This is a genomic window from Streptomyces sp. NPDC048361, assembly GCF_040651795.1.
Lineage (GTDB): Bacteria > Actinomycetota > Actinomycetes > Streptomycetales > Streptomycetaceae > Streptomyces.
In genome coordinates this window covers 62,322-84,791 of sequence record NZ_JBEZKW010000028.1, presented here as the reverse complement: position 1 = coordinate 84,791, position 22,470 = coordinate 62,322, and the positions used below count along the sequence as shown (strand labels likewise).

Annotated in this window: 21 protein-coding genes and 2 pseudogenes; 11 read left to right on the top strand and 12 right to left on the bottom strand. The window is 69.8% G+C overall.

Annotation, left to right across the window (positions count from 1 at the left end; genetic code table 11):
* The first annotated feature begins 63 nt into the window (after positions 1-63).
* Positions 64-2,568 carry an excinuclease ABC subunit UvrA gene (gene uvrA / locus AB0D31_RS18230; protein WP_362723714.1) on the top strand — a complete coding sequence of 835 codons (2,505 nt, stop codon included), beginning with the start codon at positions 64-66 and terminating at the stop codon, positions 2,566-2,568.
* Positions 2,569-2,688: 120 nt separating this feature from the next.
* Here the strand turns inward: uvrA and AB0D31_RS18225 are convergent, their stop codons facing one another.
* On the bottom strand, positions 2,689-3,684 hold the full coding sequence (locus tag AB0D31_RS18225; protein ID WP_362723711.1) for an alpha/beta fold hydrolase: 996 nt from the start codon (positions 3,682-3,684) through the stop codon (positions 2,689-2,691).
* Positions 3,685-3,877: 193 nt separating this feature from the next.
* Between AB0D31_RS18225 and AB0D31_RS18220 the strand changes: the two are divergent.
* Positions 3,878-4,197: pseudogene (locus AB0D31_RS18220) on the top strand (transcriptional regulator); the annotation flags it as partial.
* 104 nt (positions 4,198-4,301) lie between these two features.
* Here AB0D31_RS18220 and AB0D31_RS18215 read toward each other — a convergent pair.
* Positions 4,302-4,862, bottom strand: a complete 561-nt coding sequence (locus tag AB0D31_RS18215; protein WP_362723708.1) for a quercetin 2,3-dioxygenase — start codon at positions 4,860-4,862, stop codon at positions 4,302-4,304.
* Between the two features lie 115 nt (positions 4,863-4,977).
* Between AB0D31_RS18215 and AB0D31_RS18210 the strand changes: the two genes are divergently transcribed.
* Positions 4,978-5,424: a MarR family transcriptional regulator gene (locus AB0D31_RS18210; RefSeq protein WP_362723705.1), complete on the top strand. Its 447-nt coding sequence runs from the start codon at positions 4,978-4,980 to the stop codon at positions 5,422-5,424.
* Between the two features lie 173 nt (positions 5,425-5,597).
* Here the strand turns inward: AB0D31_RS18210 and AB0D31_RS18205 are convergent, their stop codons facing one another.
* On the bottom strand, positions 5,598-6,149 hold the full coding sequence (locus AB0D31_RS18205; protein WP_362723702.1) for a hypothetical protein: 552 nt from the start codon (positions 6,147-6,149) through the stop codon (positions 5,598-5,600).
* A 119-nt stretch (positions 6,150-6,268) separates the two neighbouring features.
* On the opposite strand from AB0D31_RS18205, the gene AB0D31_RS18200 reads away from it, so the two are divergent.
* Both AB0D31_RS18200 and AB0D31_RS18195 read left to right on the top strand, forming a co-directional pair.
* Complete coding sequence (locus AB0D31_RS18200) at positions 6,269-6,595, top strand: hypothetical protein (RefSeq protein ID WP_362723699.1); 327 nt, start codon at positions 6,269-6,271, stop codon at positions 6,593-6,595.
* A gap of 84 nt (positions 6,596-6,679) precedes the next feature.
* Positions 6,680-7,078 (top strand): TraR/DksA C4-type zinc finger protein, encoded by a 399-nt coding sequence (locus AB0D31_RS18195; protein ID WP_362723696.1) that lies wholly within the window; start codon positions 6,680-6,682, stop codon positions 7,076-7,078.
* 66 nt (positions 7,079-7,144) lie between these two features.
* Here AB0D31_RS18195 and AB0D31_RS18190 read toward each other — a convergent pair whose 3' ends face one another.
* Positions 7,145-8,752, bottom strand: a complete 1,608-nt coding sequence (locus AB0D31_RS18190; RefSeq protein WP_362723693.1) for a PP2C family protein-serine/threonine phosphatase — start codon at positions 8,750-8,752, stop codon at positions 7,145-7,147.
* Positions 8,749-9,273: a methanogen output domain 1-containing protein gene (locus AB0D31_RS18185; RefSeq protein ID WP_362723690.1), complete on the bottom strand. Its 525-nt coding sequence runs from the start codon at positions 9,271-9,273 to the stop codon at positions 8,749-8,751. Before AB0D31_RS18185 ends, AB0D31_RS18190 begins: the two co-directional genes overlap by 4 nt.
* 649 nt (positions 9,274-9,922) lie before the next feature.
* On the opposite strand from AB0D31_RS18185, the gene AB0D31_RS18180 reads away from it, so the two are divergent.
* Together AB0D31_RS18180 and AB0D31_RS18175 are read left to right on the top strand one after the other, a co-directional pair.
* Complete coding sequence (locus AB0D31_RS18180; protein ID WP_362723688.1) at positions 9,923-10,282, top strand: STAS domain-containing protein; 360 nt, start codon at positions 9,923-9,925, stop codon at positions 10,280-10,282.
* The gene (locus tag AB0D31_RS18175) at positions 10,279-11,211 is read left to right on the top strand and encodes an anti-sigma factor RsbA family regulatory protein (RefSeq protein ID WP_362723685.1); all 933 of its coding nucleotides are present in this window, start codon (positions 10,279-10,281) and stop codon (positions 11,209-11,211) included. Before AB0D31_RS18180 ends, AB0D31_RS18175 begins: the two co-directional genes overlap by 4 nt.
* A 262-nt stretch (positions 11,212-11,473) precedes the next feature.
* On the opposite strand, the gene AB0D31_RS18170 is transcribed toward AB0D31_RS18175, so the two are convergent.
* The 4 genes and pseudogenes from AB0D31_RS18170 to AB0D31_RS18155 form a co-directional block, all read right to left on the bottom strand.
* On the bottom strand, positions 11,474-11,923 hold the full coding sequence (locus AB0D31_RS18170) for a hypothetical protein (RefSeq protein ID WP_362723754.1): 450 nt from the start codon (positions 11,921-11,923) through the stop codon (positions 11,474-11,476).
* A gap of 446 nt (positions 11,924-12,369) precedes the next feature.
* Positions 12,370-12,693: a hypothetical protein gene (locus AB0D31_RS18165; RefSeq protein WP_362723682.1), complete on the bottom strand. Its 324-nt coding sequence runs from the start codon at positions 12,691-12,693 to the stop codon at positions 12,370-12,372.
* 67 nt (positions 12,694-12,760) lie between these two features.
* The gene (locus AB0D31_RS18160) at positions 12,761-13,084 is read right to left on the bottom strand and encodes a hypothetical protein (RefSeq protein WP_362723680.1); all 324 of its coding nucleotides are present in this window, start codon (positions 13,082-13,084) and stop codon (positions 12,761-12,763) included.
* Between the two features lie 327 nt (positions 13,085-13,411).
* Positions 13,412-13,678, bottom strand: a pseudogene (locus AB0D31_RS18155) (YdcF family protein); the annotation flags it as partial.
* Positions 13,679-13,961: 283 nt separating this feature from the next.
* Here AB0D31_RS18155 and AB0D31_RS18150 point away from each other — a divergent pair.
* On the top strand, positions 13,962-15,239 hold the full coding sequence (locus tag AB0D31_RS18150) for a hypothetical protein (RefSeq protein WP_362723677.1): 1,278 nt from the start codon (positions 13,962-13,964) through the stop codon (positions 15,237-15,239).
* 194 nt (positions 15,240-15,433) lie between these two features.
* Here the strand turns inward: AB0D31_RS18150 and AB0D31_RS18145 are convergent, their stop codons facing one another.
* The 3 genes from AB0D31_RS18145 to AB0D31_RS18135 form a co-directional block, all read right to left on the bottom strand.
* Positions 15,434-15,757, bottom strand: a complete 324-nt coding sequence (locus AB0D31_RS18145) for a hypothetical protein (protein WP_362723674.1) — start codon at positions 15,755-15,757, stop codon at positions 15,434-15,436.
* Complete coding sequence (locus AB0D31_RS18140) at positions 15,754-17,322, bottom strand: MFS transporter (protein WP_362723671.1); 1,569 nt, start codon at positions 17,320-17,322, stop codon at positions 15,754-15,756. The genes AB0D31_RS18145 and AB0D31_RS18140 overlap by 4 nt, the downstream gene beginning before the upstream one ends.
* Before the next feature lie 104 nt (positions 17,323-17,426).
* A complete protein-coding gene (locus AB0D31_RS18135; RefSeq protein ID WP_362723668.1) occupies positions 17,427-19,349 on the bottom strand; it encodes an anthranilate synthase family protein in 1,923 nt (640 codons plus the stop codon).
* 466 nt (positions 19,350-19,815) lie between these two features.
* Here AB0D31_RS18135 and AB0D31_RS18130 point away from each other — a divergent pair, with 466 nt between their 5' ends.
* Genes AB0D31_RS18130 through AB0D31_RS18120 form a run of 3 tightly spaced genes read left to right on the top strand, consistent with a single transcriptional unit; the run spans position 19,816 to position 22,470 of the window.
* Positions 19,816-20,961: a 3-deoxy-7-phosphoheptulonate synthase gene (locus AB0D31_RS18130; RefSeq protein WP_362723751.1), complete on the top strand. Its 1,146-nt coding sequence runs from the start codon at positions 19,816-19,818 to the stop codon at positions 20,959-20,961.
* A gap of 10 nt (positions 20,962-20,971) precedes the next feature.
* Positions 20,972-21,229 carry an acyl carrier protein gene (locus tag AB0D31_RS18125; protein ID WP_362723665.1) on the top strand — a complete coding sequence of 86 codons (258 nt, stop codon included), beginning with the start codon at positions 20,972-20,974 and terminating at the stop codon, positions 21,227-21,229.
* Positions 21,229-22,470 (top strand): beta-ketoacyl synthase N-terminal-like domain-containing protein, encoded by a 1,242-nt coding sequence (locus AB0D31_RS18120; protein ID WP_362723663.1) that lies wholly within the window; start codon positions 21,229-21,231, stop codon positions 22,468-22,470. The genes AB0D31_RS18125 and AB0D31_RS18120 overlap by 1 nt, the downstream gene beginning before the upstream one ends.

Genomic DNA, 22,470 nt, shown 5'->3' with positions numbered 1-22,470 from the left:
GTGAGCGTGTCCGATGACGGCGCCTGTCGCGCGGTTCCTGGCGCGATGAGGTAGTCAGGAAAGGTGAGCAAGGACGCGAGCGACACCTTCGTGCAGGTCCGGGGCGCCAGTGAGAACAACCTGCGGAACATCGATGTCGACGTTCCGCGGGACGCGATGGTCGCCTTCACCGGCGTCTCCGGCTCGGGCAAGTCCTCGCTCGCGTTCGGCACGCTCTACGCCGAGGCCCAGCGCCGGTACTTCGAGTCCGTGGCACCGTACGCCCGAAGGCTGCTGCAACAGGTCGGCGCACCGCATGTGCAGGACATCACCGGACTACCACCCGCCGTCGCCCTGCAACAGCGACGCGGCTCCCCCAGCTCGCGCTCGACGGTCGGCACCCTCACCACGCTGTCCAATCTGCTGCGCATGCTGTACTCCCGCGCCGGTACCTATCCGCGCCGGGCCGCACGGCTGGAAGCCGAGTCGTTCTCACCCAACACCGCGGCCGGCGCGTGCCCGCAGTGCCACGGCCTCGGCGTCGTGCACGACGTCGCCGAGGACCTGCTCGTCCCCGACCCCTCGCTGAGCATCCGCGAGGGCGCGATCGCCGCCTGGCCGGGGGCCTGGCAGGGTGCCAACCTGCGCAGTGTCGTGAACGGTCTCGGGATCGACATCGACCGACCGTGGCGCAGGCTCAGCAAGAAGGACCGGGACTGGCTGCTGTACACCGACGAGCAGCCCTCCGTGTACATCGAGCCGGAGGAGGACCGCGTCGACTACGGCTATCAGGGCACATTCTGGAGCGCCCGCAAGCACGTCATGCACGTCCTGGCCGACTCCAAGAGCGAGAAGATGCGCGAACGGGCGCTCCGGTTCGTCAGGAGCGTGCCCTGCCCCGAGTGCCACGGCAGCGGACTGCGGCCCGAGGCGCTCGCCGTGACCTTCGCCGGACGTTCCATCGCCGAGATCAACACGCTGCCGCTCACCGAGGTCGCGGCGCTGCTGCGGCCCGTCGCGGGGCGGTCCAGAGCCGACGCCACCACGTCGACCGCCCGCTCCGGAGAGACGACCGAGGTCGCGGTCCGGATCTGCGGCGATCTGGTCGCGCGCATCGACGTACTCCTCGACCTGGGCCTCGGATACCTCGGCCTCGGACGCCGCTCGACGACCCTGTCGCCCGGCGAGGCGCAACGCCTGCGGATCGCCACCCAGCTGCGTTCAGGGCTCTTCGGCGTCGTCTACGTTCTCGACGAGCCCTCCGCGGGCCTGCACCCGGCCGACGCGGAACCGCTCCTCGACGTACTGGACCGCCTCAAAGCGGCGGGCAACTCGCTGTTCGTCGTGGAGCACGACATGGACGTCGTACGGAGGGCGGACTGGATCGTCGACATCGGGCCCGGCGCGGGCGTGGGCGGCGGACGCGTGCTGTACAGCGGCCCGGTCGCCGGGCTTGAGCGGGTCGGTGAGTCGGCCACGGGCCAGTACCTGTTCGGGTCCGCCCAGCCGCTCGACCATCGCCCGCGCACACCGAACGGCTGGCTGCGCCTGCGCGGCGTATCCCGGCACAATCTGCGCGATGTGACCGTCGACGTGCCGCTCTGCGTGCTGACGGCTGTGACGGGCGTGTCCGGTTCCGGAAAGTCGACGCTGGTGACGCAGGTACTCGCCGAGGTCGTCCGCGGCCACCTCGGACTCGTATCCGAGGATGCGCGGGATTCGCGGGATCCGCGGGAGCCCGGGGCGCCCGGCGAGGCGCAGCTGCAGGTCGACATCGAGGACGCGTCGGGACTGGAGTCGTTCGACCGGCTGGTCCTGGTCGACCAGCGGCCCATCGGCCGCACACCCCGGTCCAACCTGGCGACGTACACGGGCATGTTCGACGCGGTGCGCAAGCTGTACGCGGCGACGGACGAGGCCAGGGCGCGTGGTTACTCGGCCGGCCGGTTCTCCTTCAACGTGCCCGAAGGCCGGTGCGAGACCTGCCAGGGCGAAGGCTTCGTCGCCGTGGAGCTGCTGTTCCTGCCCGGTACGTACGCGCCGTGCCCGACCTGCAAGGGCGCCCGGTACAACGCCGAAACGCTGGACGTCACCTACCGCGGCAAGAACATCGCGGACGTGTTGGCGCTCTCCGTCGATGCCGCCGCCACGTTCCTGTCCGCCGTCCCGGCCGCCTCCCGCAGTCTGGAGACGCTGCGCGAGGTGGGCCTGGGGTACCTGCGTCTCGGACAGCCCGCCACAGAGCTCAGCGGCGGTGAGGCGCAACGCATCAAACTGGCCACCGAGTTGCAGCGAGCCCGCCGCGGGCACGCGCTCTACCTGCTCGACGAGCCGACGGCGGGGCTGCATCCCTCGGACATCGCGCTGCTGCTGCGACAACTGCACCGGCTCGTCGACGCCGGCAACACGGTCGTCCTCGTCGAACACGACCTGGACACGATCGCCACCGCCGACTGGGTCATCGACCTCGGACCGGGCGGTGGCGACGCCGGCGGGCGGGTGGTCGCGGCAGGCCCGCCGGTCAAGGTGGCAAAGGCCCGCCGCAGCGCCACCGCGCCCTATCTCGCGGCCCGCCTCGCGCGCTCCTGACGACGGGGTGGGTGGATGGGGCGACGGGATGGGGCGAGGGGGCGACCGATCCCGTTCTCGTGGACAGGCCCGCATAGAGCAGTGGTCTGCCCACGACCCTGCGGTACGAGAGGAGTTGAGCTACAGCGGAGCCGTCACGAGGGCGCAGTGGACGGGGGTGGCGCGGGCGGGGTCGAGGGCGTTCAGGACCAGTTGGTGGACGTTCGGGTCGTACGGGCTGCCCAGGTGGCCGGTGAGTTCTAGCAGGCACACGCTCTGGAGCAGGATGTTGTGGACGGTGGCGCCGGGTCCGGCGGTGAGGAACTGGTGCGTATACGGGGTGACGACCTCGTCAACCTTGGTGACGATGTTGGTGTAGGTCACGCCGGGTTCGGTGTCGCCCTTTGCGTAGAGCTGCCGCAGCACCTGGGAGCCGACGGTCTGTTCCTTGGCGGCGGGGCTGTCCAGGCCGAGCGGCTTGCCGGCGCGTCCCGCCACGTCCAGGACGGTGTCGGCGAGGTGGGCCAGGCCGAGCACGGTGGTGCCGTGGCTGCTGGGGTTGATGCCGACCAGTTGGTGAACCTTGGCGGCGCCGCCGTCGAAGCGCAGGTACCACTGGGGCATGAGTCCGCCGCCCTGGGAGTGGCCCACGAGGTCGACCTTCTTCGCGCCGGTGGCGGCGAGCACCTTGTCGACGTAGACGGCCAGTTGACGCGCCGAGTCATGGATGGGGCCGACGGCCTTCATCGGGGCATGCGGTTTGGTCTCGCCGTAGTTGAGGGCGAAGACGCAGTAGCCGGCGTTTTTGAGCAGCGGCGCGAGTCCGCTCCAGTTGTCGTAGGCGTTCTCGAAGGTGCCGTGGACCAGAACGACCGGGTAGGGGTGGGCGGCGGCCGGCCTGCAGCCGAAGTCGTTGGCCCCCGCCGGGGAGCGTTCGGGGTCGGACAGTGAGCCGAGCAGGGCCGCGCCGAAGGTGACGGCCCCCAGCCTGACGAGTGGCGCGGCCGGCCGCGTCGGGGACGCTCCGCCGGCGGTGTCCCGTGGTGTGGAGGTCGCTGCGGAAGCGGCGGGGACGAGGGCGGTCAGGCAGACCGCCGAAGCCAGGGCAGCGCATGCGGCTTTGAGGAATCGGCGCACGGAGGTGCGCACCTCCTGGTGAGGCGTCGAAGTGGGTGGGGAGAGGCCCCAGCTTCGACACCATCCGTGGTGCGCTCACGCGCGGCGCGCCACACATTCACCCGGTCGGTTCATGCGCGGTCACCCGGTCGGCTCACGCACGTTCGGGCCGGTGCTCCAGGTCAGTGACCCGGTCCCACTGAGCTCCGGCATCGAGGAGTTCGGGCACATGGTGGTGGCACGGCTGCGACGGGCCGCCGACCGCTACCCGCACGACGACCGGCTCGCCGCCCTGCTCGCCGAACTGCACGTCGGCAGCGAGGAGTTCCGGCACCTTTGGGAGACCCGGCCGGTCCACGCGCCCGGCCACCGCGTCAGGACCGTCGACCGTCCGACGGCAGGCAGTGTTCGGCTGAAGTGCGACATTCTCCTGGTCCCCGCGGACGACCAGGAAGTCGCCTGATCACGGGCTCCCCGGGCTCCCCGGGCTCCCCATCGGCCCGCACCCTGCGCAGGCTGTTCGCGACACTGTAGGGCCTGCCCCTGGGAACCGGGTCACTCAACTACCATCGCGGGACGGTGACTTGACGGGCTGTGGAGTTCTGCGCATCGGCCGCCCGGGGCGCCGCGGCACGGGATCAGCTCCCGGTGCGCCACTGGTGTCCGGGCAGGAAGCGCACGTCGTACCGTTGCGGCACGGCGGCGAACTTGTGCGGTCCGGGCACATATGGCTCAGGCGGGAGGCCGAGTTCCTCGGTCGGGGCGCCGAGGTTCTCGAAGAACCGCTCGAAGGTGCCGCCAGGGCCGGCAGCCACGCCGACGACCCGGCTGTGGTGGCGTTCGATGCGGTACGCGTGCGGGCAGTTCTTCGGCACGAATCCGAAGTCGCCGACCGTGAGCAGCCTTTCGTGCTGCTCGCCCTCCAGGTCCTCGACGAACAGCCGTACCGCGCCGTCGGTGATGTAGAAGACCTCGTACGTGTCCGAGTGGAGATGGGCCGGGATCACGTCGCCCTTGGGGCCCTCGACGGTGAAGAAGTTGAAGGTGTTCTCGGTCTGCTCGCCGCCCGCGTAGACGGTGACCAGATCGGTGAAGAGGTGGGCGCGGTCTCCCATGCCCCTCTCGATGAAGTACGGCTTTCCGGGCTCGGCCGGGATGTGCGACCGCGGGCGGATGGGACGGGCGAACTCCATGGTCATGGGTACCTCCGGAACGACGAATCGACAAGTGTCAGGCTACCTGACATTGCGCCGATGATCGTGTGAGAGCACCCCGCGTGGTCGGTATGCTCGGAGCCCCGTCTCGTGAGGAACCATGAGCACCACCCCCGCACGCAACCTGCCCCAGCTGCTCGCCGAGACCAAACGCTGGTTTGACGACGCGTTGCTGGCCAGCATGCGGGCCGCCGGTGAGCGGCCGGTCAGCATCGGGCAGGCGGCCGTTTTCGCCGCCCTCGACGACGACGGCACGACGGTCTCGGAGCTCGCTCGCCGGATGAACGTCACCCGGCAGACCGCCCACCAGGCTGTTCATGCCCTGATCGGCATGGGGCTGCTGGAGCAGGTACCCGATCCTGCTTCCGCCCGCAGCCGCCTGATCCGACCCACTGCCGAGGGCGCTCGCGTGCACCGACGGGCCCAGGACACCCTCGCCGTCATTGAACGCATCCTGGCGGAACGCATCGGCGCCGAGACTGTCGGCGTCCTGCGCGATGCGTTGACCATTCCGCTTGGGGAGCCCCCGCTGGTGAAAGCTCCCTGAGCGGCAATCGGCCCGCAGCCGGGCGGGGACGGCCCGATGAAAGTCGCCGATGAAGGTCGTTCCGTCGGTCAGCGTCGTCTCAAGGAGCGTTCATCGCGACGGTGATAACCCCGTCCAATGACGGGCTCGCCGTGGCGATGGCGATGGCGATGGCGATTACGGGCCGTGCGTGTTCACGCCGGGCGGGCGAGTTCCTGAAGTTCCAGCAACCCCATCGCGCCCACGAACTCGATGCGGCTCATACCCTGGCCCAGCGCTTGACTCGGCCGCGGAGCAAGCCCTTTTCCCAGTTTGTCGCATTCTGCCGTCGCGGTCTCGGCAAGCCACGTCACCCGGTCGGGACTCCAGTCCTGGCGGAGACCCTCGATCGTGGCTGTCAGCCTAGGGATTCCCCAGGCGATGAAGGAGAATTGATGGGTTCTCGTGGAGACCTCGATTTGCCGCCTGACACCCCAAGAGCTATCACGCACAGCGGAGATGACGGGCAGAAAGAGGCTGAACCGGCCGGTGGCGCGGTTGGCGAAATGTGAGCAGAAGACGAGCCGGTAGTTCGTCACATACAGCTTCCCGCCGATCGCCTCCGATCCTTGCATGCCGACCATCCACATCAACTGATCGCGGGAGAAACGGGTCAGCCCAGCCTCGGAAACGTTCACGACGGCGTTCGCCTTCTTGGTCAGCTGCACGACCTCGCCCGGTAGAAGGTCGTCCACGCGCAGTGCCATACCCACAGTTCCCCCCGCCCGCCTGCCGCCCCGAACTCGCCGCACATGCGGCTCGCAGCCCACATCCTGCCGCCTGGGGCCCGCGACCATCAACCAATTCCTGTCGGCAAACGGGACGCGTGGATCTACTCGACGAGGCGACGGCGGCCGGGGCTGCCGACGGACCAACTGCCAGGGCTGGGGCAGGGCGCCGGCCGCCGGGCCCGGTCGGCGTCGAGGGCGTCGGAGCGGCACTGGCCGCCGCGGCGCGGGAGGCCGACGACCTGCTGCTGGTCTACTACGCGGGCCACAGCCTGCTCGACCACCGGGGACGGCTGCACCTCGCGCTGACGAACACCGACCCCACCCCCGAGACGCTGGGTTTCAGCGCGGTCCCGCTGGAGTTGGTCCTCGGCCTGTTGGCCCAGGCCCGGGCCCTGAGGGGCACGCACTCCCTGGTCTTCTGACCCCACTCAGTCGCTGTGCGTGTTCGGCCGCGACACCGCCGCGACGCGTGGAATTACGGACCTGGCAGCGGCGTTGTTGCACCTATGAGCGATGCATTCCCCCGTGTCGTGCGCCGCCCGTCCAGCGATGCCGCGCATACGCGTCTTACGGCCGACCGTGCCGAAACCCTCGCCAGGGTGGCTGCGCTCAACCGCGAATTCGACGGGATCGTCGCGGCGAACGCCCTGGTCGCCGTCGACGACGAGCACGACCCCGAAGGGGGCAGTACCGCATTCGAGCGGGCCCATGTGGCCGCCCTGCTGGACCGGGCACGCGCACACGTGGAAGAAGTGGACCAGGCGTTGGAACGGCTCGAACGAGGACAGTACGGAGTGTGCGAAGGCTGCGGCGAGGCCATTCCGCCCGAGCGCCTGGAGATCCGTCCCGCCGCCACCACCTGCGTGCGCTGCGCCCGATCAGGACCGCGACGGCCGCGCCCGTAGGACCGCAGGTGCCGGCCCCACACGGTGTGCTCGTGATGCGCAGAGACGGGCGCGCTTCTTGCCCTCTTACGTGTGGGGGAAGCGGGCGGCGAGGAGAGCGCGGTCGTCGGGGAAGACGGCGTCGGGCTGGTGGTTGAGGAAGCGGTCGCACAGGTCGGCGAGGTCGAGGCCGACGGCGGTGCGAGCGGACGCGGTCAGCCGTTCCAGGCCGTCCGTGATGACTTCCCGGCGGCGTTCGATCAGGCCGTCGGTGTAGAGGAGGAGAGTGTCGTCCTCGGCGAGCGTGTGGGTGGCCTGACGGTAGGCGAACCCGCGGATGGGCCCCAGAGGAGGATTGACAGCCTGATCGAGGTAGGTGCTGGTGCCGTCGGCGTGAATGAGCAACGGGGGCGGGTGCCCGGCGGCGGCGTAGGTCAGCACGCGGGTGGGCCGATGGAAGATGAGATAGCACGCGGTAGCCATACCGTCGGGATGGTAACGGCCCAGGAACGCGTTGAGTTCGTCGAGAACCCTGACGGGCAGTGCACCGCAGTTCGGGACGATGCTGCGCAGTGCGGCGATGATCTGCGCCATGACGGAGGCCTCACGCAGCCCGTGGCCCGCGACATCGCCGATGGTCAGACCGATGTGTTCAGCGTCGATGTCGTAGACGTCGTACCAGTCGCCGCCGACGGAGAGGAGATCGCTGCCCGGGGCGTAGCACGTGGCGGTTTCCAGTCCGGCGATGCTCGGCAGATGGGGCAGCAGGCTCATCTGAAGGTGTTCGGAGACCTGGTGCTCGTGCTCGTGCAGACCCGCACGACGCAGCGCCTGAGCGATCTGCTGAGCCACGGCTGTGGCGTGTTCCGGAGCGGTCCCTTGGCCGGCGCCATGGATGGCCAGCCGGCCGAGGCGCACGCCGTCCGCTTCCAGTGGCAGGGAGAGTTCCAGAGGTTCTGCACCGGCCGTGGAGGCCGTCACGGCCGTCGAGCCCGGGGAGGCTGGTGAGGCCGGAGAGGCGATGGAGGCGGGGAGGTCCAGGTCCGTCCAGCCCGCGGCGGCCCGGGGGCGGTCGCCCGGTTCCAGGGGCGGCACCACCAGCGTGGAGTGCAGGAGAAGGCGTACTTCCGCGGCGCCCAGCGCGGCAGGTGCGGTGTCCTGTACCGCCCGGCAGACCTGGGTGACGGTGACCGCGGCGGCGAGCGCGGCGGTCAGCGCGTAGAGGTGTTGCAGACGGGCGCGGGCCGCTTGCTCGGCAGCCAGCAGGCGGGCGCGCTCGGTCTCCAGGGACCGGCGGAAAGCGACCTCCCGGTTGAGAGCGGCCACTTGCTGGCTGAGTACGACGAACTGGTCAGCCCCCTCCAGCGGGTTCATGTGCAGTTGGGCAGCCGGGATGGGGCCGTCCCACCACTGCGCCCGTGCACCATGACAGCGAAAACGCCGCAGCCGGCCATCGGCGTCCTTGATGGCCAGGGCGCCGGGCACCGGGGTGCCGCTGCGCAGCCACGCGGCCAGGTGTGTGCGCAGCAGCGGAGCGTCCGCACTTTCCACATCGAAGAGAAGGGCGCCCGGTACGAGGCGGCTGTCACAGCGGGCGGCTGCTGGATTCGCCGCCAGGATGCGGCCGTCGGCCCCGCACAGCAGCACCGGGTGGGGCAGAAGTTTGGCGATGGCCCCGAAGAGGGCGAGAGTCACGGGAGGATGGACGGATCGCCGAAGTACTCACGGCCTGTGGCGGTGTCCATGTCGGGGACCAGGTGCACCACGACGCGGCAGCCGGCATCGCCTCGTGCGATGGTCTGCTCGAGTTCGACGCGTGCATAGCCCAGGTTGCGGGCCGCGATGGTGCCAAAAACATTGGACGTCATCATGCACATCGACTCCCGGCCCGCCACCTTCTCCGCGAACGGGCACGCCCGGTTGCCGAGTACGATCTTCGTCGCGTCGTGTTCGATCACGTAGAAGTCGCCGTTGATGCGGCGCTTGAGGTCGACCAGGGCCGCGGCCACCTGCTCACTGGTGAGCCGGTCCACCCCGAGGGCCTTGAGGTACATGTCGTCGATCTGGCTGCCGACGGCCTGGCCGACGACGCTGATATAGCCCGATGCCTCGTCCAGGCCGATCACCGACTCCAGCGACGTCGCAAGCTCCCGGACCAGCGTCCTCAGGAACACATCACGATCCAGCGCGATATCCACGTCCCGAATGTGCTCCATGTCTACTCCCTCACTGATGTGCCACCTGAAGACGCGGCAATGCGGCTTCCGCAGCCCGTCGTCGCTTCTGACGCCAGCAGTCTGCCAGTACCCGTTCGTTCACCGCGCTGGGAGGACGGACAACGGCTGGAGCGGGTGGCGAACGGGAGCATAGTCGAGCAAGGGAGCGTGGAAACGACGTTCCGCTGGGGGGCTTTCCCGAGCCAGACCCCTTTGCCAAATCCTTGCGCGGAACCCCTGTGTGCGCCCTCGGCTGCGAGGGTGAAGGCTTGCGATGGAGAGTTCCCGACCGCGTTTGCCACCGGAGTACGTCACGATGCGTCTGCCCCCGTCTCACGCTTACCTGTCCGTGGGCGTGGGCGTGGGCGTGGGTCTGGGCGTGGGCGTGGGCGTGGCCAAGGCCATGGGCTTGGCCTTGGCCTTGACGCCGCACGGTGCGTGCTGAGCTCTGCGACTTCGGTATGGCGTCTGGCGTCTGGCGTCTGGCGTTTGGCGTCCGAGCAAGCAACTACCGTTTCTGCCAGGGACCGTGGCGCCCGCCGACTTCGCAGGGCACCACCCCGCCTGCGCGCGGAGGCCGCTATCGTGCAGTCTGATCAGGCAGGGCGGCCCGGTCGCCCCCCCGGGGCTGGAGAAGTGGAGGACAAGCATGGGCTGCCCATCTGGCGCGGACGGTTTCCCTGCCGATCCGTCACGTGCCGCGACGCTGAGGATCAACAACTCGCCTGGCGAATCCGGGCTGGAGGCGATCGGGGAGATCAGCTTGACCACGCGAGATGTCTGGCGACAAGCGCTGGAACAATTGCTTGAGCAGCGCGCGAATGTGCTCCATGTAGATCTGTCCCGGGTGGGTTTCGTGGACGTGGCCGGGGTGACCGACCTGGCGGTCGCGGCTCAGCGACTGCCGGCGGGACACCGGATCGTGCTCCATGGGCCACCGGCACGGCTCCCGCGCATCCTTGCGCTCTTCTGGCCCGAACTCTCCACGATTGAGATGGCCGCGTCATGAGAACAGCCGCCGCACGCGAGCCATTTGTGCACCCCGCGCTCTTCTACTTCGACACGGCTCAATACATCTCCGGTACGGTGCCCTTCCTGCTGGAGGGACTGGAGGCCGGGGAGCCCGCCGCCGTGGCCGCCCCGCCGGACCGGTTGGAACTGATCCGGGAGGGGTTGGGCCAACGAGCGGCGGAGGTCCGCTTCGTGGACATGACCCAGGCCGGCCGCAATCCCGGGCGCATCATCCCCAGCGTGCTGCGTAAATTCGCCGATGCCCAGATGACCGCCGACCGGGTCCGTATCATCGGTGAACCGATCTGGCTCGGCCGTTCCGCCATCGAGTACCCGGCGTGCGTCCAGCACGAGGCGCTGATCAACGCTGCTTTCGCCGGGCGGCGGGTGACCATCCTGTGCCCCTACGACGCGGCCCGGCTCGATCGGGAAACCCTTACCGATGCCCTGGCGACCCACCCGATCGTGATCGACGCGGAGGGTGAGTCCGTATCCGCCGCCTACAACCCGGATGAGGTCGTAGCCCGCTACAACGAGCCCCTGACCGCCCCTCTCGACGCCGCGGCATACGCCTTCGCCGCCCAGACCCTCCCCGACGCCCGCTACTTCGCCGCATCCCACGCGCGGACTCTGGGCGCGTCGGGAGTGAGCCTGGGAGATGTGGAACTCGTGGTGGCGGAGCTGACCACCAACAGCGTTGTCCACGGCTTCGGTTCAGGGGAGCTGAGGATCTGGGGGGACCAGGGCAGAATCGTCTGCGAGGTCCATGACGCCGGCCGGCTGTCCGACCCCCTGGCAGGCCGACGCCCGCCGAACCCCCGGCAGCCCGGTGGCCGGGGGTTGCTCCTCGTCCACCAGCTCGCCGATCTCGTCCGTCATCACAGTGGTGACGACGGAACTACGATTCGCTGCTACATGCCGCTTTGAAGTCGGCGGGTTCGCGTGCGGGTGCGGGTGCGGGTGCGGGACGGTGGCGGAGCCGGGGCCGCCGGCGTCGGGCGGACCCGCGTAGGGACCACCACACTCGGCACGCCAAACCCATCGAAGGTGGGCGGCGCGGCAGCAGTTGCGGCTGTGGTCCTGTGGGTGGGGGCGCCGGCTGTCGTTGGCCCAAGTTGGCCGGAAGCAATGGGACGGCACTCGCCGAGGAGCATCGGGCGTCGGGCCGGGCACTCCTTCGCGACCTGCGTCAGGATCGAATGGTGAGCCACGCGCCGAGACCGCTGCATCCGCGCGCGTCATACGTGGTGCTGCGGTAACCGGCCGGGATGGGGGAGTAGGGGCAGGTCCAGATGCCGTTGCGCACCAACTGGTGGTACCAACCTCCCACTCCGCTACAGCCGTTGCGGTCGTAGTTGGTGATGACGTACCCCGACACGATCGGCGACCCCGAGCACGTCCATATGCCGTCACGGACCGGCTGCTGCAGCCAGGCCCCCGCGCCGTTGCACCCGCTGATGTTGAACATCGTGATGACGTACCCGGGCGGAACAGGCACCCCGGGGCAGGTCCATCCCCCCACCGCAGCGGTCCGCATGCCGCTGTCCACTGCTCCTGCCGTCCCTGCGCCTGCGCCGGTGACGACCGCCGCCAGCAACGCGACCGCTCCCGCCAACGCAGCGATCCTGCCGCGGAACATTCCTGTCACGGAACGGCTCCCTCTGCCTCCGACTTGACCCTTCACGCACACCAGTCCTCTCGTCTCGGTTTCGCCCAGTTGTCGCGACCCACGCCGTTTTCAGGCTGTGCCAGCCAGTCGCCTCGTCATGCCATCTAGGCGTCGAGAGCAGAACCTAGACGGCCATACGTGTGGGCGGGTACTGGCGGGGGCTGGGTTCCGGCCACTGGCAGTGCCGGCACCGGGGCGGCTGCATTCAACTCGGCCGCCGGTCACGCAGGCCCGTACCGTCAAGCATTCAGCAGCGTCGAGACGAGACCGCGGGTCCGCTCCGGCGTGAGGGAAAGGCCAGTGAACACTGCCTGGTAGTAGAGCGGGGTGAGCGGCGCGTCAGTGGTTGAAGCGTAGGACCCCGGTGTTGGTGTCTCAGTCACTGCGCACTGTGCACCTCGCAGGGTGGTGAGAAATTATGGAGGACCGGACTCGTCCAGCGTGGCCAGGCCGTCTTCCCAGCGACGGCGCCGCTGGTCCACACTCTGTTCCCACCAGGCGGTGCCACGCTCCCCGAGAGCGACCTTCGCACGTTGTACGCGTCCACGGGCGACCCGTACGGCCTCCTGGTCCTCCTCCGACAGGGCTGATCGCACGGCACGCCGGGCGGCCATGAGGTGGACGCGCAACCGGGCCGCGATGTCCTCAGGGAGCATCGGGTCGGTCGCCCGCCACTTGCGTCCGTCGATGCTGACGTAGTGCCCGTCAGGAGTGTGGTCGAGTTCCCTTTTCGAGGCCATGGAGCCGATTTTCCCTGGCCGGGCTGTAACCCACCCGTCGAGAAGGGCTACGGAGTGGCGGAAATCCTCACGATCCGACCGCGTCGTCGACGTCCTGCCTGCCAGCCTGCCTGCCTGGCCATGAGGCCGACACCTTTGCCGCATGGCTCACCGCGCATCCCGGCGTCGAGGTCATGTGCAGGGACGTGCCACGCTTACAGCAAAAGCGATCAAGGAAGCCGCGCCGGACGCCCTGGCGGTGGCAGATCACCGGCGGACCCTCGGCGCGGACGTCGAGGAGAATACCTGTCATCAACACCGCTCCTGCCTGCGGAAACGTGCCGAGGAGGAGACCGCTGCGCTCGGCCGTGGAGCCGGCCGCCGAGTTGCCGCCCGCCGAACTCCAGATCATCGAGCGGACCAGGCAGCGTCACGCCGACATCCGACGCCTCGTGAACGCCGGCCGGACCTTCAGTGCCATCGACCGTCGTCTCCACTTGGACCGTAAGGCCGTGCGCCGCTTCCGCGACACCGACCGCGCCATCCTCCTCGCCTCCGCCCGCGGCCGCAGCCCCGTCGCGTCCTCGCCCCGTTCATGGCATAGGCCATCGCATGCTTCGCCGACACCGGTGGCAGCGGCACCGTCCACCGCCAGGCGTTGCTCACCCTCGTATGCGCACGCATCTGCTGGCGCCGGCCCAAGAACCGCCGTTTGAGACGCCGCTGCGACAACAGCCGCTTACAGCGAAATCTTCCGTTCATCGGCCTTGAGCCCGCGGAGTGTCCAAAGTCCGTACAGAGCGAGCAGGGGTTTGGCGACGATCCACTCGCCAGGTCGGTAGACATCCGTACGCACGAGCTTCTCAGCCAGATCAGCGCGCTGTCGCCGCAAGTACGCGCGCGCTTTGAGCGCGTGAACCGGCTGGGAGGCGATCTCGATGCGATCGACGTCCTCAAGCAATGGGATGGCGCTCGTGATGTTCTCCCATGTCGTCGCACTTTGGTCTGCCTGCGGCATCGGGCAGCGTAAGCACCAGCCCCCACTCGGACGACGACGCATTCTGTTGCGAGTTCTTACAACCCACGCCTGTGGCTCGACATCATGACCCCAGATCATGCCGGCGCATGGACTGCTGCGAACACCAATCCTGCGCTGCCACGCGCTCTCGACCCAACTTCCTGCTGCAGCACCACTTGGCCGCATTCCAGCCCCGCGAACTCGAGCCATGCCCATCACCGGCCCCGACGTCGCCCGCCCCGGCTGTCGCCGTGATCGCTAGGGTGTCCCCATGTTTCTTCACCGGGGGAGGGTGCGCCTCGCGGCGTACGCGGGGGTCGCCGTACTGATGGTTTCGATGTCGGGCTGCGGCACGCGCACGGCCGGTTCACCGCCTGGAGTGGGTGGTGCGGGGGCCGAGAAGCTGGGTTTTGAGCGTTACCCCGGCAGTGTGCAGTGGCCCGGATCCAAGGACGAGGACTACGTCGCGCCGGGCGAGGGACTCCAGCTCCTCGCCCGGCAGGGGAACTGCGTACTGGGCATCGGCACATACGCCAACGGCTACGGGTACGTGCCCGTCAACTGGTCCGGCAACGCGGACTGCACCAAGCTCACGCTGCACCCCGACCCTGCCCGTTCACCCAAGGACGAATCCGACGTTCCGAACTCGATGCGGCACGGAGCTCCCGGCGGCGGAGTGCCGGCCCAGGCGGTGGTCGACTGGGGTGACGGGTCCCAGTTCTTCGTATCCAGCGTGGTCCGTCTCCGCGAACACGACGGCCAGGTAAGGCAGTTGGCAGATCTCGAACTGCCCTGGGCTCTCAAGGAGTCGGACACCTCGGACCGCGGGACGGTCAGCTCGGCGGTTCGCAGCGGGAGCCGGCTCCTCATCGGAGGGAGCGAGACCGTCTCGGGCGCCACCGGGCCCTTTCTGTACGCCTCCGACGACCGCGGCACGACCGTGCACCGGGTGACTCTGCCGGCGCAGGCGGGCAGCGGGAACCGGACACCGGTCGGCCCGATGGCGGCCGATGGCCGGGAGGTGATCGCGGTCGGCAGCTACTCCTCGAACGCCTTCACCCAGGAGGCCACCGGCACTCTGGTCATCTGGCACTCCTCCGACAGCGGAGCGCATTGGACGGGAGCGATCGTGCACGGGCTGCCGACGGGTACGAGAATGCGCGGCGCGTTCCGGGTGGCTGGACGCTGGTTCGCCGTGGGGGACATCTCGGGGGCCTCGACGAAGCCCAATGTGCCCGTGCTCCTCACCAGTACCGATGGCGCCACCTGGACGAAGGCCGACACCACGGCCATGGGTGCCGGCGGCGTCGTCGCGGCGACCGTCGACGCCCAGGGACACCCGATCATGGTGGGAAGTCTGCGCGTGCCGGGGAAGTCCCCGCAGTCCGCGGCGACGTACTGCGGTGCGGTCTGGACCGGCGACGGAACTCCGGCAGGATGGCAGCGCGGCGAACTGGGCTGCCACGCGCAGCCGCCCGCCGCCGTGACGACCTTGGCGAACGGAATGGTGGTCATCGCCGGCAACAGCGACTTGTGGTTGCGGCGCTGACTGGGGCCGACAGGGACTGACGGGCCGACCGGGGCCAACCGGGACGGACCGGAACTGACGGGATGGGGGAGCGGTCAGCACCCGCACCCGCACCCGGAGCCGGTCAGCTCAGTCGCCCCGGCGTACCTCTGCTGCGACACGGACGCCGCCTACGTCGCGGTCTGCTGCGCGAGCAGGGCGACGAGATCCGCGGATCAACACCATTCGTCAGCCAGGTGGGGGGCGACTTTCCGGCAGTAGTGGCAGGTGGAGCCGGCCTCCAGGTCTTCGGTGGTGCCGCTGCAGGTGGGGCATGCTCCGCGTTCGCGGACGGGACCGCGCCCAGCGGCGCAGGCGGGGCAGAGGTGTGCCAGGACGTCCGGCCGGGCGGGGTAGCCGGGCAGGGCCAGGGCCGCCGGCTGCAGGACCCAGCCCGCCTCAAGTGCCATGTCCTCGAACTGAGCGTCTTTCGGCTCCCTGGGCTCCAGGTAGAGGGCGAGGCAGCTCTCACGGTCGCAGGTCACGGTTTTGCGGATCATGGGGTCTCCTGGTTCTCGCGGATCTGTCCCGGCGCCTGGCGAGGCGGGTGCCCGGGTGCCGGTGTGCCATGCATTCGCGAGGAGTTTCGGCTGAACTCGGCCCCGACGCCCGCGTGGCGGACGACCTTGTGGTGCGCAACCGTCTTGATCCGCAGGCCGGTGAGGGCGATGAGGACGACGAGGGCGAAGGCGGCCGCGCCGAGAGCGAAGGAGAGGGTGTACTGGCCCTCCGCGGGCACCGGAGGCGTACCGGGGGGCAGGCCGGTGAGGAGGCGGGCGCTCAGCAGTGCGGTGATGACGGCGCTGCCCAGCGAACTGCCCAGGGAGCGGGCGATCGAGTTGATGCCGTTCGCTATGCCGCTCTGGTGGGCGGGGACGCCCGCCGCGATGAACGCGGGCAGCGTCGCAAAGCCGAAGCTGACCGCGATACCCGTGAGCAGCCCCGCCGCCACGACGCTCCCGGGGCTGCCGTGACCGACGGCCAGCCAGCCGAAGCCGAGGACGCCCGACCCGGCGCCGACGGCCAGGGTGACTCGGGCGCCGATCCGCCGGACCAGCACACCGCTGAGCTGCGCGGCGATCAGCGACGCGACGGTGCCGGGCAGCAAGTAGACCACTGCGGCGTCCAGCACCGAGGCAGAGAAGCCGTACCCCGCGATCCGGTGTGGCGTCTGCACCAGGTACGAGATGCCGATGAACTGGGTGAACATGCCGAACCCCAGGAGCACGCCGGCGAGATTGGTGAAGACCACCGGACGCAGGGCGAACATCCGCATGTCCACCAGAGGTTGGCGCACCCGGCGTTCGACGAGCACCCACGCGGCGGTGAGTACCACCGCGCCCGCCAGCAGTCCCAGGCAGCGCGCCGAGGTCCACCCCCATGCGGAGCCCTGCGAGACGGGCAGCAAAAGCAGGACCAGAGCGCCGGCGAGTGTCGTCACTCCCCACCAGTCCGTACGGCCACCGACGCAGGAGTGGGACGGCGGGACGGCGATCGCCACAACGGCCAGCGCGAACAGGGACAGGACGGTCGCCAGCCAGAAGACCCGGTGATAGTCCGGGTGCGGTCCCTGCGAGAGCAGCCCCGCGCCGACCAGAGCGAGGCCGCTGCCGAATGCCAGGGTCCCGCTGACCAGCCCCATCGCCCCCGGCAGTCGACGTGCGGGCAGTTCGTCGCGCAGCACCGACAGTCCGAGCGGGAAGATCGCCGTCGATGCTCCCTGCATCGCGCGGGCGAGGAGAAGCAGCGGCAGTGAGCTGGTGGTGGCGGCCAGCGCGGAGCCGACGACGGTCACCCCCAGCACACCCAGGAGGACGGGCCGCTTTCCGCGCATGTCGCCCAGGCGGCCGAGCAGCGGGGTGAACACGGCGGCCGACAGCAGCGTCGAGGTGGCCAGCCAGCTCGTCGTGGAGGAGGACAGCGACAGGTCCTTCTGGACCACGGTCAGAATCGGGATGACCAGGGTCTGCATCATCGAAACGATCATGGTCGAGAGGCCCAGAGCCAGGACGAGACCACGTCCGCCGGAGTTCGTCGGGGCTGCGTGCCTGGGGGTGCGTGACATCACGTGCGCTTTCGCTCGAGGTCTGGGACGGCAGCGGCGCGGCGTCGGCATCGGCCCGTCCACAGCGCAGGCGGCGGGGGCCCGGCACCCGCCCCTTCTTTCGTTCAGCCCGCTGCGCGGACCGGCGCGCGCAGCAGCGCCGACAGGTCGTCGGCGAGGATGCGCAGACCGTCTTCGGACAGCAGCGACTCCGGATGGAACTGCGTGGAGCGCAGCCGTTCGCCCCGTAGCGCGTGGACCTCGCCGCTGTCCGGGTCCCGGCTCACGTCGATGCCCTCGGGGACGTGCGGGCCGGCGAAGCGGTCGGTGGTGCAGAGGGCCGCGTAGGTGTTGTAGAAGCCAAGCGTGGCCGGACGGCCGAAAAAGTCGATCCGCCGCTGCAGCCCCTGGTTGGGCGGGTTCTTGCGGACCAGGTCGAGCCCGAGCTCCGCGCAGAGCACCTGGTGTCCGAGGCAGACCGCCAGCAACGGCTGCCGGGCGGTCAGGACTTCGCGGACGGTGCGGCGCAGGGTGGCGATCTTCGGGGCGTTCCACTCGCGCGGATCGCCAGGCCCGGGGCCCACGATCACGAGGTCATGCGCGGCGGGTTCGTACGAATCGTCGAAGCGCCGGACGGTGACGTGCAGGCCCAGAGCGAGCAGTTGGTGGTTGAGCATCGCGGTGAAGGTGTCCTCACCGTCGATGAGCAGGACCCGCCTGCCGTCCAGCACCTTCCGATGGTCTCGGTACGCCGCCTCGTCGAACGGCTCCAGCCAGAACCGGGCGAGAGCCCGGTTGCGGTCCGCCAGGGAGCCGAGGACTCCGCTGTCCCCGCCGAGCGCGGGGCCTTCGGCCGGCCCCTGCCGGACGTCGCCGCGCAGGGCCTGGAGCACAGCCGCCGCTTTGGCGCGGGTCTCGGCCACTTCGGAGCCGGGGTCGGAGTGCCGCACCAGTGTGGCCCCCACGCCGATCCGCAGCCGGGAGCGCGCGTCGATGTCGGCGCAGCGGATGAGTACCGCGGAGTCCATGCGCCGCGTGCCGTTCCCGTCCCGGCCGATCACGGCCAGCACCCCGCTGTAGTAGGCGCGGCCGTCCGCCTCGTACCGGTTGATGACCCGGCAGGCGTTCTCCAGCGGGCTGCCCGTGACGGTGGGCACGAACATCGTCTCGCGCAGGATGTCGCCCGCCTCGCGCGTGGTGCGCCCGCTGAGGTGGTACTCGGTGTGGGCCAGCCGCGTCATCTCCCGCAGGTAGGGGCCGCGTACCCGGACTCCGGGTTCGCAGATGCGCGCCATCATCTTCAGCTCTTCGTCGACCACCATGTACAGCTCATCCGTCTCCTTGGGGTCCGCCAGGAAACGGAGCGCCTCGGGGACGGTGGGGCCGGCGGCGGGGTAGCGGTAGGTGCCGCTGATCGGGGTCATGGTGACGGTGCCGTCGTTCAGTGCGACGTGCCGCTCGGGTGTGGCGCCCACCAGGGTGCGCGTCCCCGTGTGCACGAGGAAGGTCCAGTACGCGCCGGCCTCACCGGCGAGCAGGCGGCGGAACACCGTCCACGCGGCCTCGGTGCCGGGCCCCTCGACGGTGGCGACGAAGGAGCGCTTGATGACGAAGTTCGCGCCCTCGCCGCGCCCGATCTCCTCGCTCATGATCTTGCGGACGATCGTCTCGTACTCGGCGTCGTCGGTGTCGAAGCCGGCGTCGGCCAGCTCGAAGGGCCGGTCGGGGATGGTGGCCAGCGTCTCCTCGACGCTCAGCCTGACCTGCTCGTCCACCGTCATGGCGAGCAGCGGAGTGCCGTCGTCCTGGTGCGCGTATCCGCGCTCGGCTATCTGCCGGTACGGAACCAGCACCACCAGATCGTGGCGGTCCCCGGCTCCGTGCGACGGCGGGCCCGAGGGCAGCGGCAGGTCGCCCAGCCGCGGTACCTCCGTGACCTCCCCGAGCAGCAGCTCGACGTCCTGGTGGCCCGCGGAATGCGGTCGGTGGAGCAGGGCGAACGGCGGTGCGCCGGGACCCAACAAGGCGTGCAGATGTGCCGTGTTCATCTGATTCACAGAAACTCCCCGGAAACTCGCGCGGCGGCGGCCCGTGGCCGCCGCCTCCTGTCCCGCTCTTCTTTCCCACGCTTCTCCCGCGTTGCGGTTCAGTCTTGCAGCAGGGCGGGGTGCGGGCCACTACTCACATACGTGGTGCCCTGCGGTGGGTGAGTAGGTTGTCAACCGTGTCGGGCTACTTGCATGGGTAGCCCGCAGGGGCTTCCGTACGACTACAGTCGAAATCAACCGACCACGTCGAACTCGGCTGTTCGCGCCGGGAATTAGGTCGTACGAATCGGTCAACCTCAGCGTCATTCGGTTGTAGCCCGCCGGACATCGACGATTCACTTTGCGCCTCGATCACGTGCTCTGTTCCGAGGCGGCCGACAGGGGATACGGGGATCGAACCTTTATGAACGTCGCCATCAAGTGGGCCGGACTCACCGAATCCCATTCCGCACTGACCGAGGACGAGATGCGGTCCTGGCGGCTGCTGCCGTCCCGTCAGCAGCCCGCCTGGAACGAGGACTGGCTCGTCACCGGCATCAGGAGGGACCTCGCCCGCCTGCCGGAACTCGTGGACGCCGACGAGGTCCACGCCCTGCGCTCGGCCCTGGCCGACGTCGCCCAAGGCCGCAGGCAGGTCGTCCAGGCGGGCGACTGCGCCGAGGACCCGGCCGAGTGCACACCCTCCCATCTGGGCCGCAAGGTCGGCCTGCTGGACGCTCTCGCCGGGGTGATGCAGATCGGCTCCGGGCTGCCCGTGCTGAGAGTGGGCCGTTTCGCCGGCCAGTTCGCCAAGCCGCGATCCGGCTCGACGGAGATCGTCGACGGGGTGGAACTGCCGGTCTACCGGGGGCACCTGGTCAACGGCCCCAAGGAGACCGAGGAGGACCGCAGGCCCGATCCGCTGCGCATGCTCGCCTGTCACGAGGCCGCGACCACCGCCATGGCCTACCTGCGCAGGCAGCAGGAGATCACCAGGGTGCCGGTGTGGACCAGCCACGAGGCACTGGTGCTCGACTACGAACTGCCGCAACTGCGCCGCGGCCGTGAGGGCGAGCTGCTGCTGACGTCCACGCACTGGCCGTGGATCGGCGACCGCACCCGACAGCTCGACGGCGCGCACGTGCGCATGCTGGCCGTGGTCTCCAACCCGGTCGCCTGCAAGGTCGGTCCCAGCATGACCGAGGACGAACTGCTGTGGCTGTGCGGGCTCCTGGACCCGGAGCGCACGCCGGGGCGCCTGACGCTCATCTCCCGGATGGGAGCCGGGGAGGCGGCCCGTCGTCTGCCCGCCCTGGCCGCCCGTGTGCGAGAGGCGGGGCACCCGGTGGTCTGGCTGTGCGACCCGATGCACGGCAACACCGTACGGGCGGCGAGCGGGCGCAAGACGCGGCTGCTGACGTCCGTCACCCAGGAGATCGGCGAATTCCAGGCGGCCCTGCGCGAAATCGGCGCCATTCCGGGCGGCCTGCACCTGGAGACCACCCCCGACGCGGTGGACGAATGCGTCGCCGATGCGTCGGAACTCGCCGGCCGCGACGGCCGCTCCACCACATTGTGCGATCCCCGGCTGAACGCGGCGCAGGCAATTGCCGCGGCTGCTAACTGGAATTGAGGAACGGTCAATGTCCGAGGTGCAGAAGATATCCGCTCTCGACCGGGTGCGCCGGATAGTCGCCGAAGTCCTGGAGATCGACGCCGAACTCGTGGAAGCGGACGCCAGTTTCTACGACGATCTGGCGGCGGACTCCCTTGAGAAGGTCGAAATCGCGGTTCGGGTGGAGCGGGAGTTCGACATTTCGGTGAGTCCCGACGAGGCGGCCGCAATGACGTCGCCCGCCGCCGTGCTGGCACTGCTGCGCGACAAGGGGAAGGCTGCCTGATGGCGACTGCCGTCGCAGGTCTCCCGGGACGTGCGGACGTCGTGGTGACCGGGGTCGGCGCCGTGTCGCCGGCCGGACTGGGCCACCGGGCGCTGTGGGAGGCCGTACGCGCGGGCAGGGTGACCACGGGACCCGTCACCCGCTTCGACACCACCGGCTACCCCTCGCACCGCGCCGGGGAAATCCCCCCGTCCGCGCTGTCCCGCCTCGACGCCCTTGTGCCGCGGCACCCCTCACTGGCCGCGCGCTGCCTGGCCGCCGCCGTGGCGGAAGCGGCACACGGCGCGGAACTCACCCGCACCGTACGCGGCGCCCGTACCGGCGTCTTCGCCGCGACAGTCATGGGCACCAGGCCGGTCCTGGACCGGGGCATCACCTCCACGGGACTGACTCCCGAGGGCACCGACTGGGCCGAGCCGCAACGGCTGCTCGACCTGGTGGGCGAGGTCGTCTCCGTAGACGGGCCCGTGGTCCTGCTGGCCTCCGGCTGCTCCGTCGGCGGCGATGCCGTGGCATGCGGCGCCGCCGCGATCGCCGAGGGAGAGGTGGACGTCGCGATATGCGGCGGCGCCGAAGAGCTCTCCCAGGAGGTGTTCGCCATGTTCACCACACTGCGGGCGCTGGCTCCCGACGTCGCCCGCCCCTTCGACGCCGACCGGCTCGGCATGCAGCCCGCCGAGGGCGCCGCCGTCCTGATCCTGGAAAGCGCCGCACACTGCGCAGCACGAGGAGCCGTGCCGCTGGCGGTCCTCCTGGCGTACGGGGCCGCGGCCGACGCCTACCATCTCACCCGGCCGCGGCCGACCGGTGAAGCGCTGGTCCGGGCGATCGGCACCTGTCTGCGAGCCGCGGACCGTGCACCCGAGGAGATCGACTGGGTGTGCGCGCACGGCACCGGTACGCCGGCGAGCGACGGCGTCGAGGCGAGGGCGATCGGCTCCGCCCTCGGCGGGGACGGGCGGCGCAGGCCCGCCGTGTCCTCACTCAAGGGCATGCTCGGTCACACCCAGGGCGCGGCAGGAGTGCTCGAAGCGGTGGTGGCGGTGCTGGCGATGGCCGCGGGACACGTGCCGGGCAATGCCACCCTCCGCCGCCCCGACCCGGCCTGCACCGGCCTGGACCTGGTACCGCCGCAGGGCCGCGCGGCGTCCCTCGCCACCGTCCTCAGCCTCGCCTTCGGGCTCGGCGGCGGAGTGTCGGCACTACTGCTCGGCGCGGTCGGGGGCGAGCATGCGGCCTGA

What these genes read in the sequence shown, in the direction of transcription:
- AB0D31_RS18215 (WP_362723708.1), bottom strand. Translation starts at nt 4,862, where the DNA reads ATGACCATGGAGTTCGCCCGTCCCATCCGCCCGCGGTCGCACATCCCG.
- AB0D31_RS18210 (WP_362723705.1), top strand. Translation starts at nt 4,978, where the DNA reads ATGAGCACCACCCCCGCACGCAACCTGCCCCAGCTGCTCGCCGAGACC.
- AB0D31_RS18205 (WP_362723702.1), bottom strand. Translation starts at nt 6,149, where the DNA reads ATGGCACTGCGCGTGGACGACCTTCTACCGGGCGAGGTCGTGCAGCTG.
- AB0D31_RS18195 (WP_362723696.1), top strand. Translation starts at nt 6,680, where the DNA reads ATGAGCGATGCATTCCCCCGTGTCGTGCGCCGCCCGTCCAGCGATGCC.
- AB0D31_RS18185 (WP_362723690.1), bottom strand. Translation starts at nt 9,273, where the DNA reads ATGGAGCACATTCGGGACGTGGATATCGCGCTGGATCGTGATGTGTTC.
- AB0D31_RS18180 (WP_362723688.1), top strand. Translation starts at nt 9,923, where the DNA reads ATGGGCTGCCCATCTGGCGCGGACGGTTTCCCTGCCGATCCGTCACGT.
- AB0D31_RS18175 (WP_362723685.1), top strand. Translation starts at nt 10,279, where the DNA reads ATGAGAACAGCCGCCGCACGCGAGCCATTTGTGCACCCCGCGCTCTTC.
- AB0D31_RS18170 (WP_362723754.1), bottom strand. Translation starts at nt 11,923, where the DNA reads ATGTTCCGCGGCAGGATCGCTGCGTTGGCGGGAGCGGTCGCGTTGCTG.
- AB0D31_RS18165 (WP_362723682.1), bottom strand. Translation starts at nt 12,693, where the DNA reads ATGGCCTCGAAAAGGGAACTCGACCACACTCCTGACGGGCACTACGTC.
- AB0D31_RS18160 (WP_362723680.1), bottom strand. Translation starts at nt 13,084, where the DNA reads ATGATCTGGAGTTCGGCGGGCGGCAACTCGGCGGCCGGCTCCACGGCC.
- AB0D31_RS18150 (WP_362723677.1), top strand. Translation starts at nt 13,962, where the DNA reads ATGTTTCTTCACCGGGGGAGGGTGCGCCTCGCGGCGTACGCGGGGGTC.
- AB0D31_RS18145 (WP_362723674.1), bottom strand. Translation starts at nt 15,757, where the DNA reads ATGATCCGCAAAACCGTGACCTGCGACCGTGAGAGCTGCCTCGCCCTC.
- AB0D31_RS18140 (WP_362723671.1), bottom strand. Translation starts at nt 17,322, where the DNA reads ATGTCACGCACCCCCAGGCACGCAGCCCCGACGAACTCCGGCGGACGT.
- AB0D31_RS18135 (WP_362723668.1), bottom strand. Translation starts at nt 19,349, where the DNA reads ATGAACACGGCACATCTGCACGCCTTGTTGGGTCCCGGCGCACCGCCG.
- AB0D31_RS18130 (WP_362723751.1), top strand. Translation starts at nt 19,816, where the DNA reads ATGCGGTCCTGGCGGCTGCTGCCGTCCCGTCAGCAGCCCGCCTGGAAC.
- AB0D31_RS18125 (WP_362723665.1), top strand. Translation starts at nt 20,972, where the DNA reads ATGTCCGAGGTGCAGAAGATATCCGCTCTCGACCGGGTGCGCCGGATA.
- AB0D31_RS18120 (WP_362723663.1), top strand. Translation starts at nt 21,229, where the DNA reads ATGGCGACTGCCGTCGCAGGTCTCCCGGGACGTGCGGACGTCGTGGTG.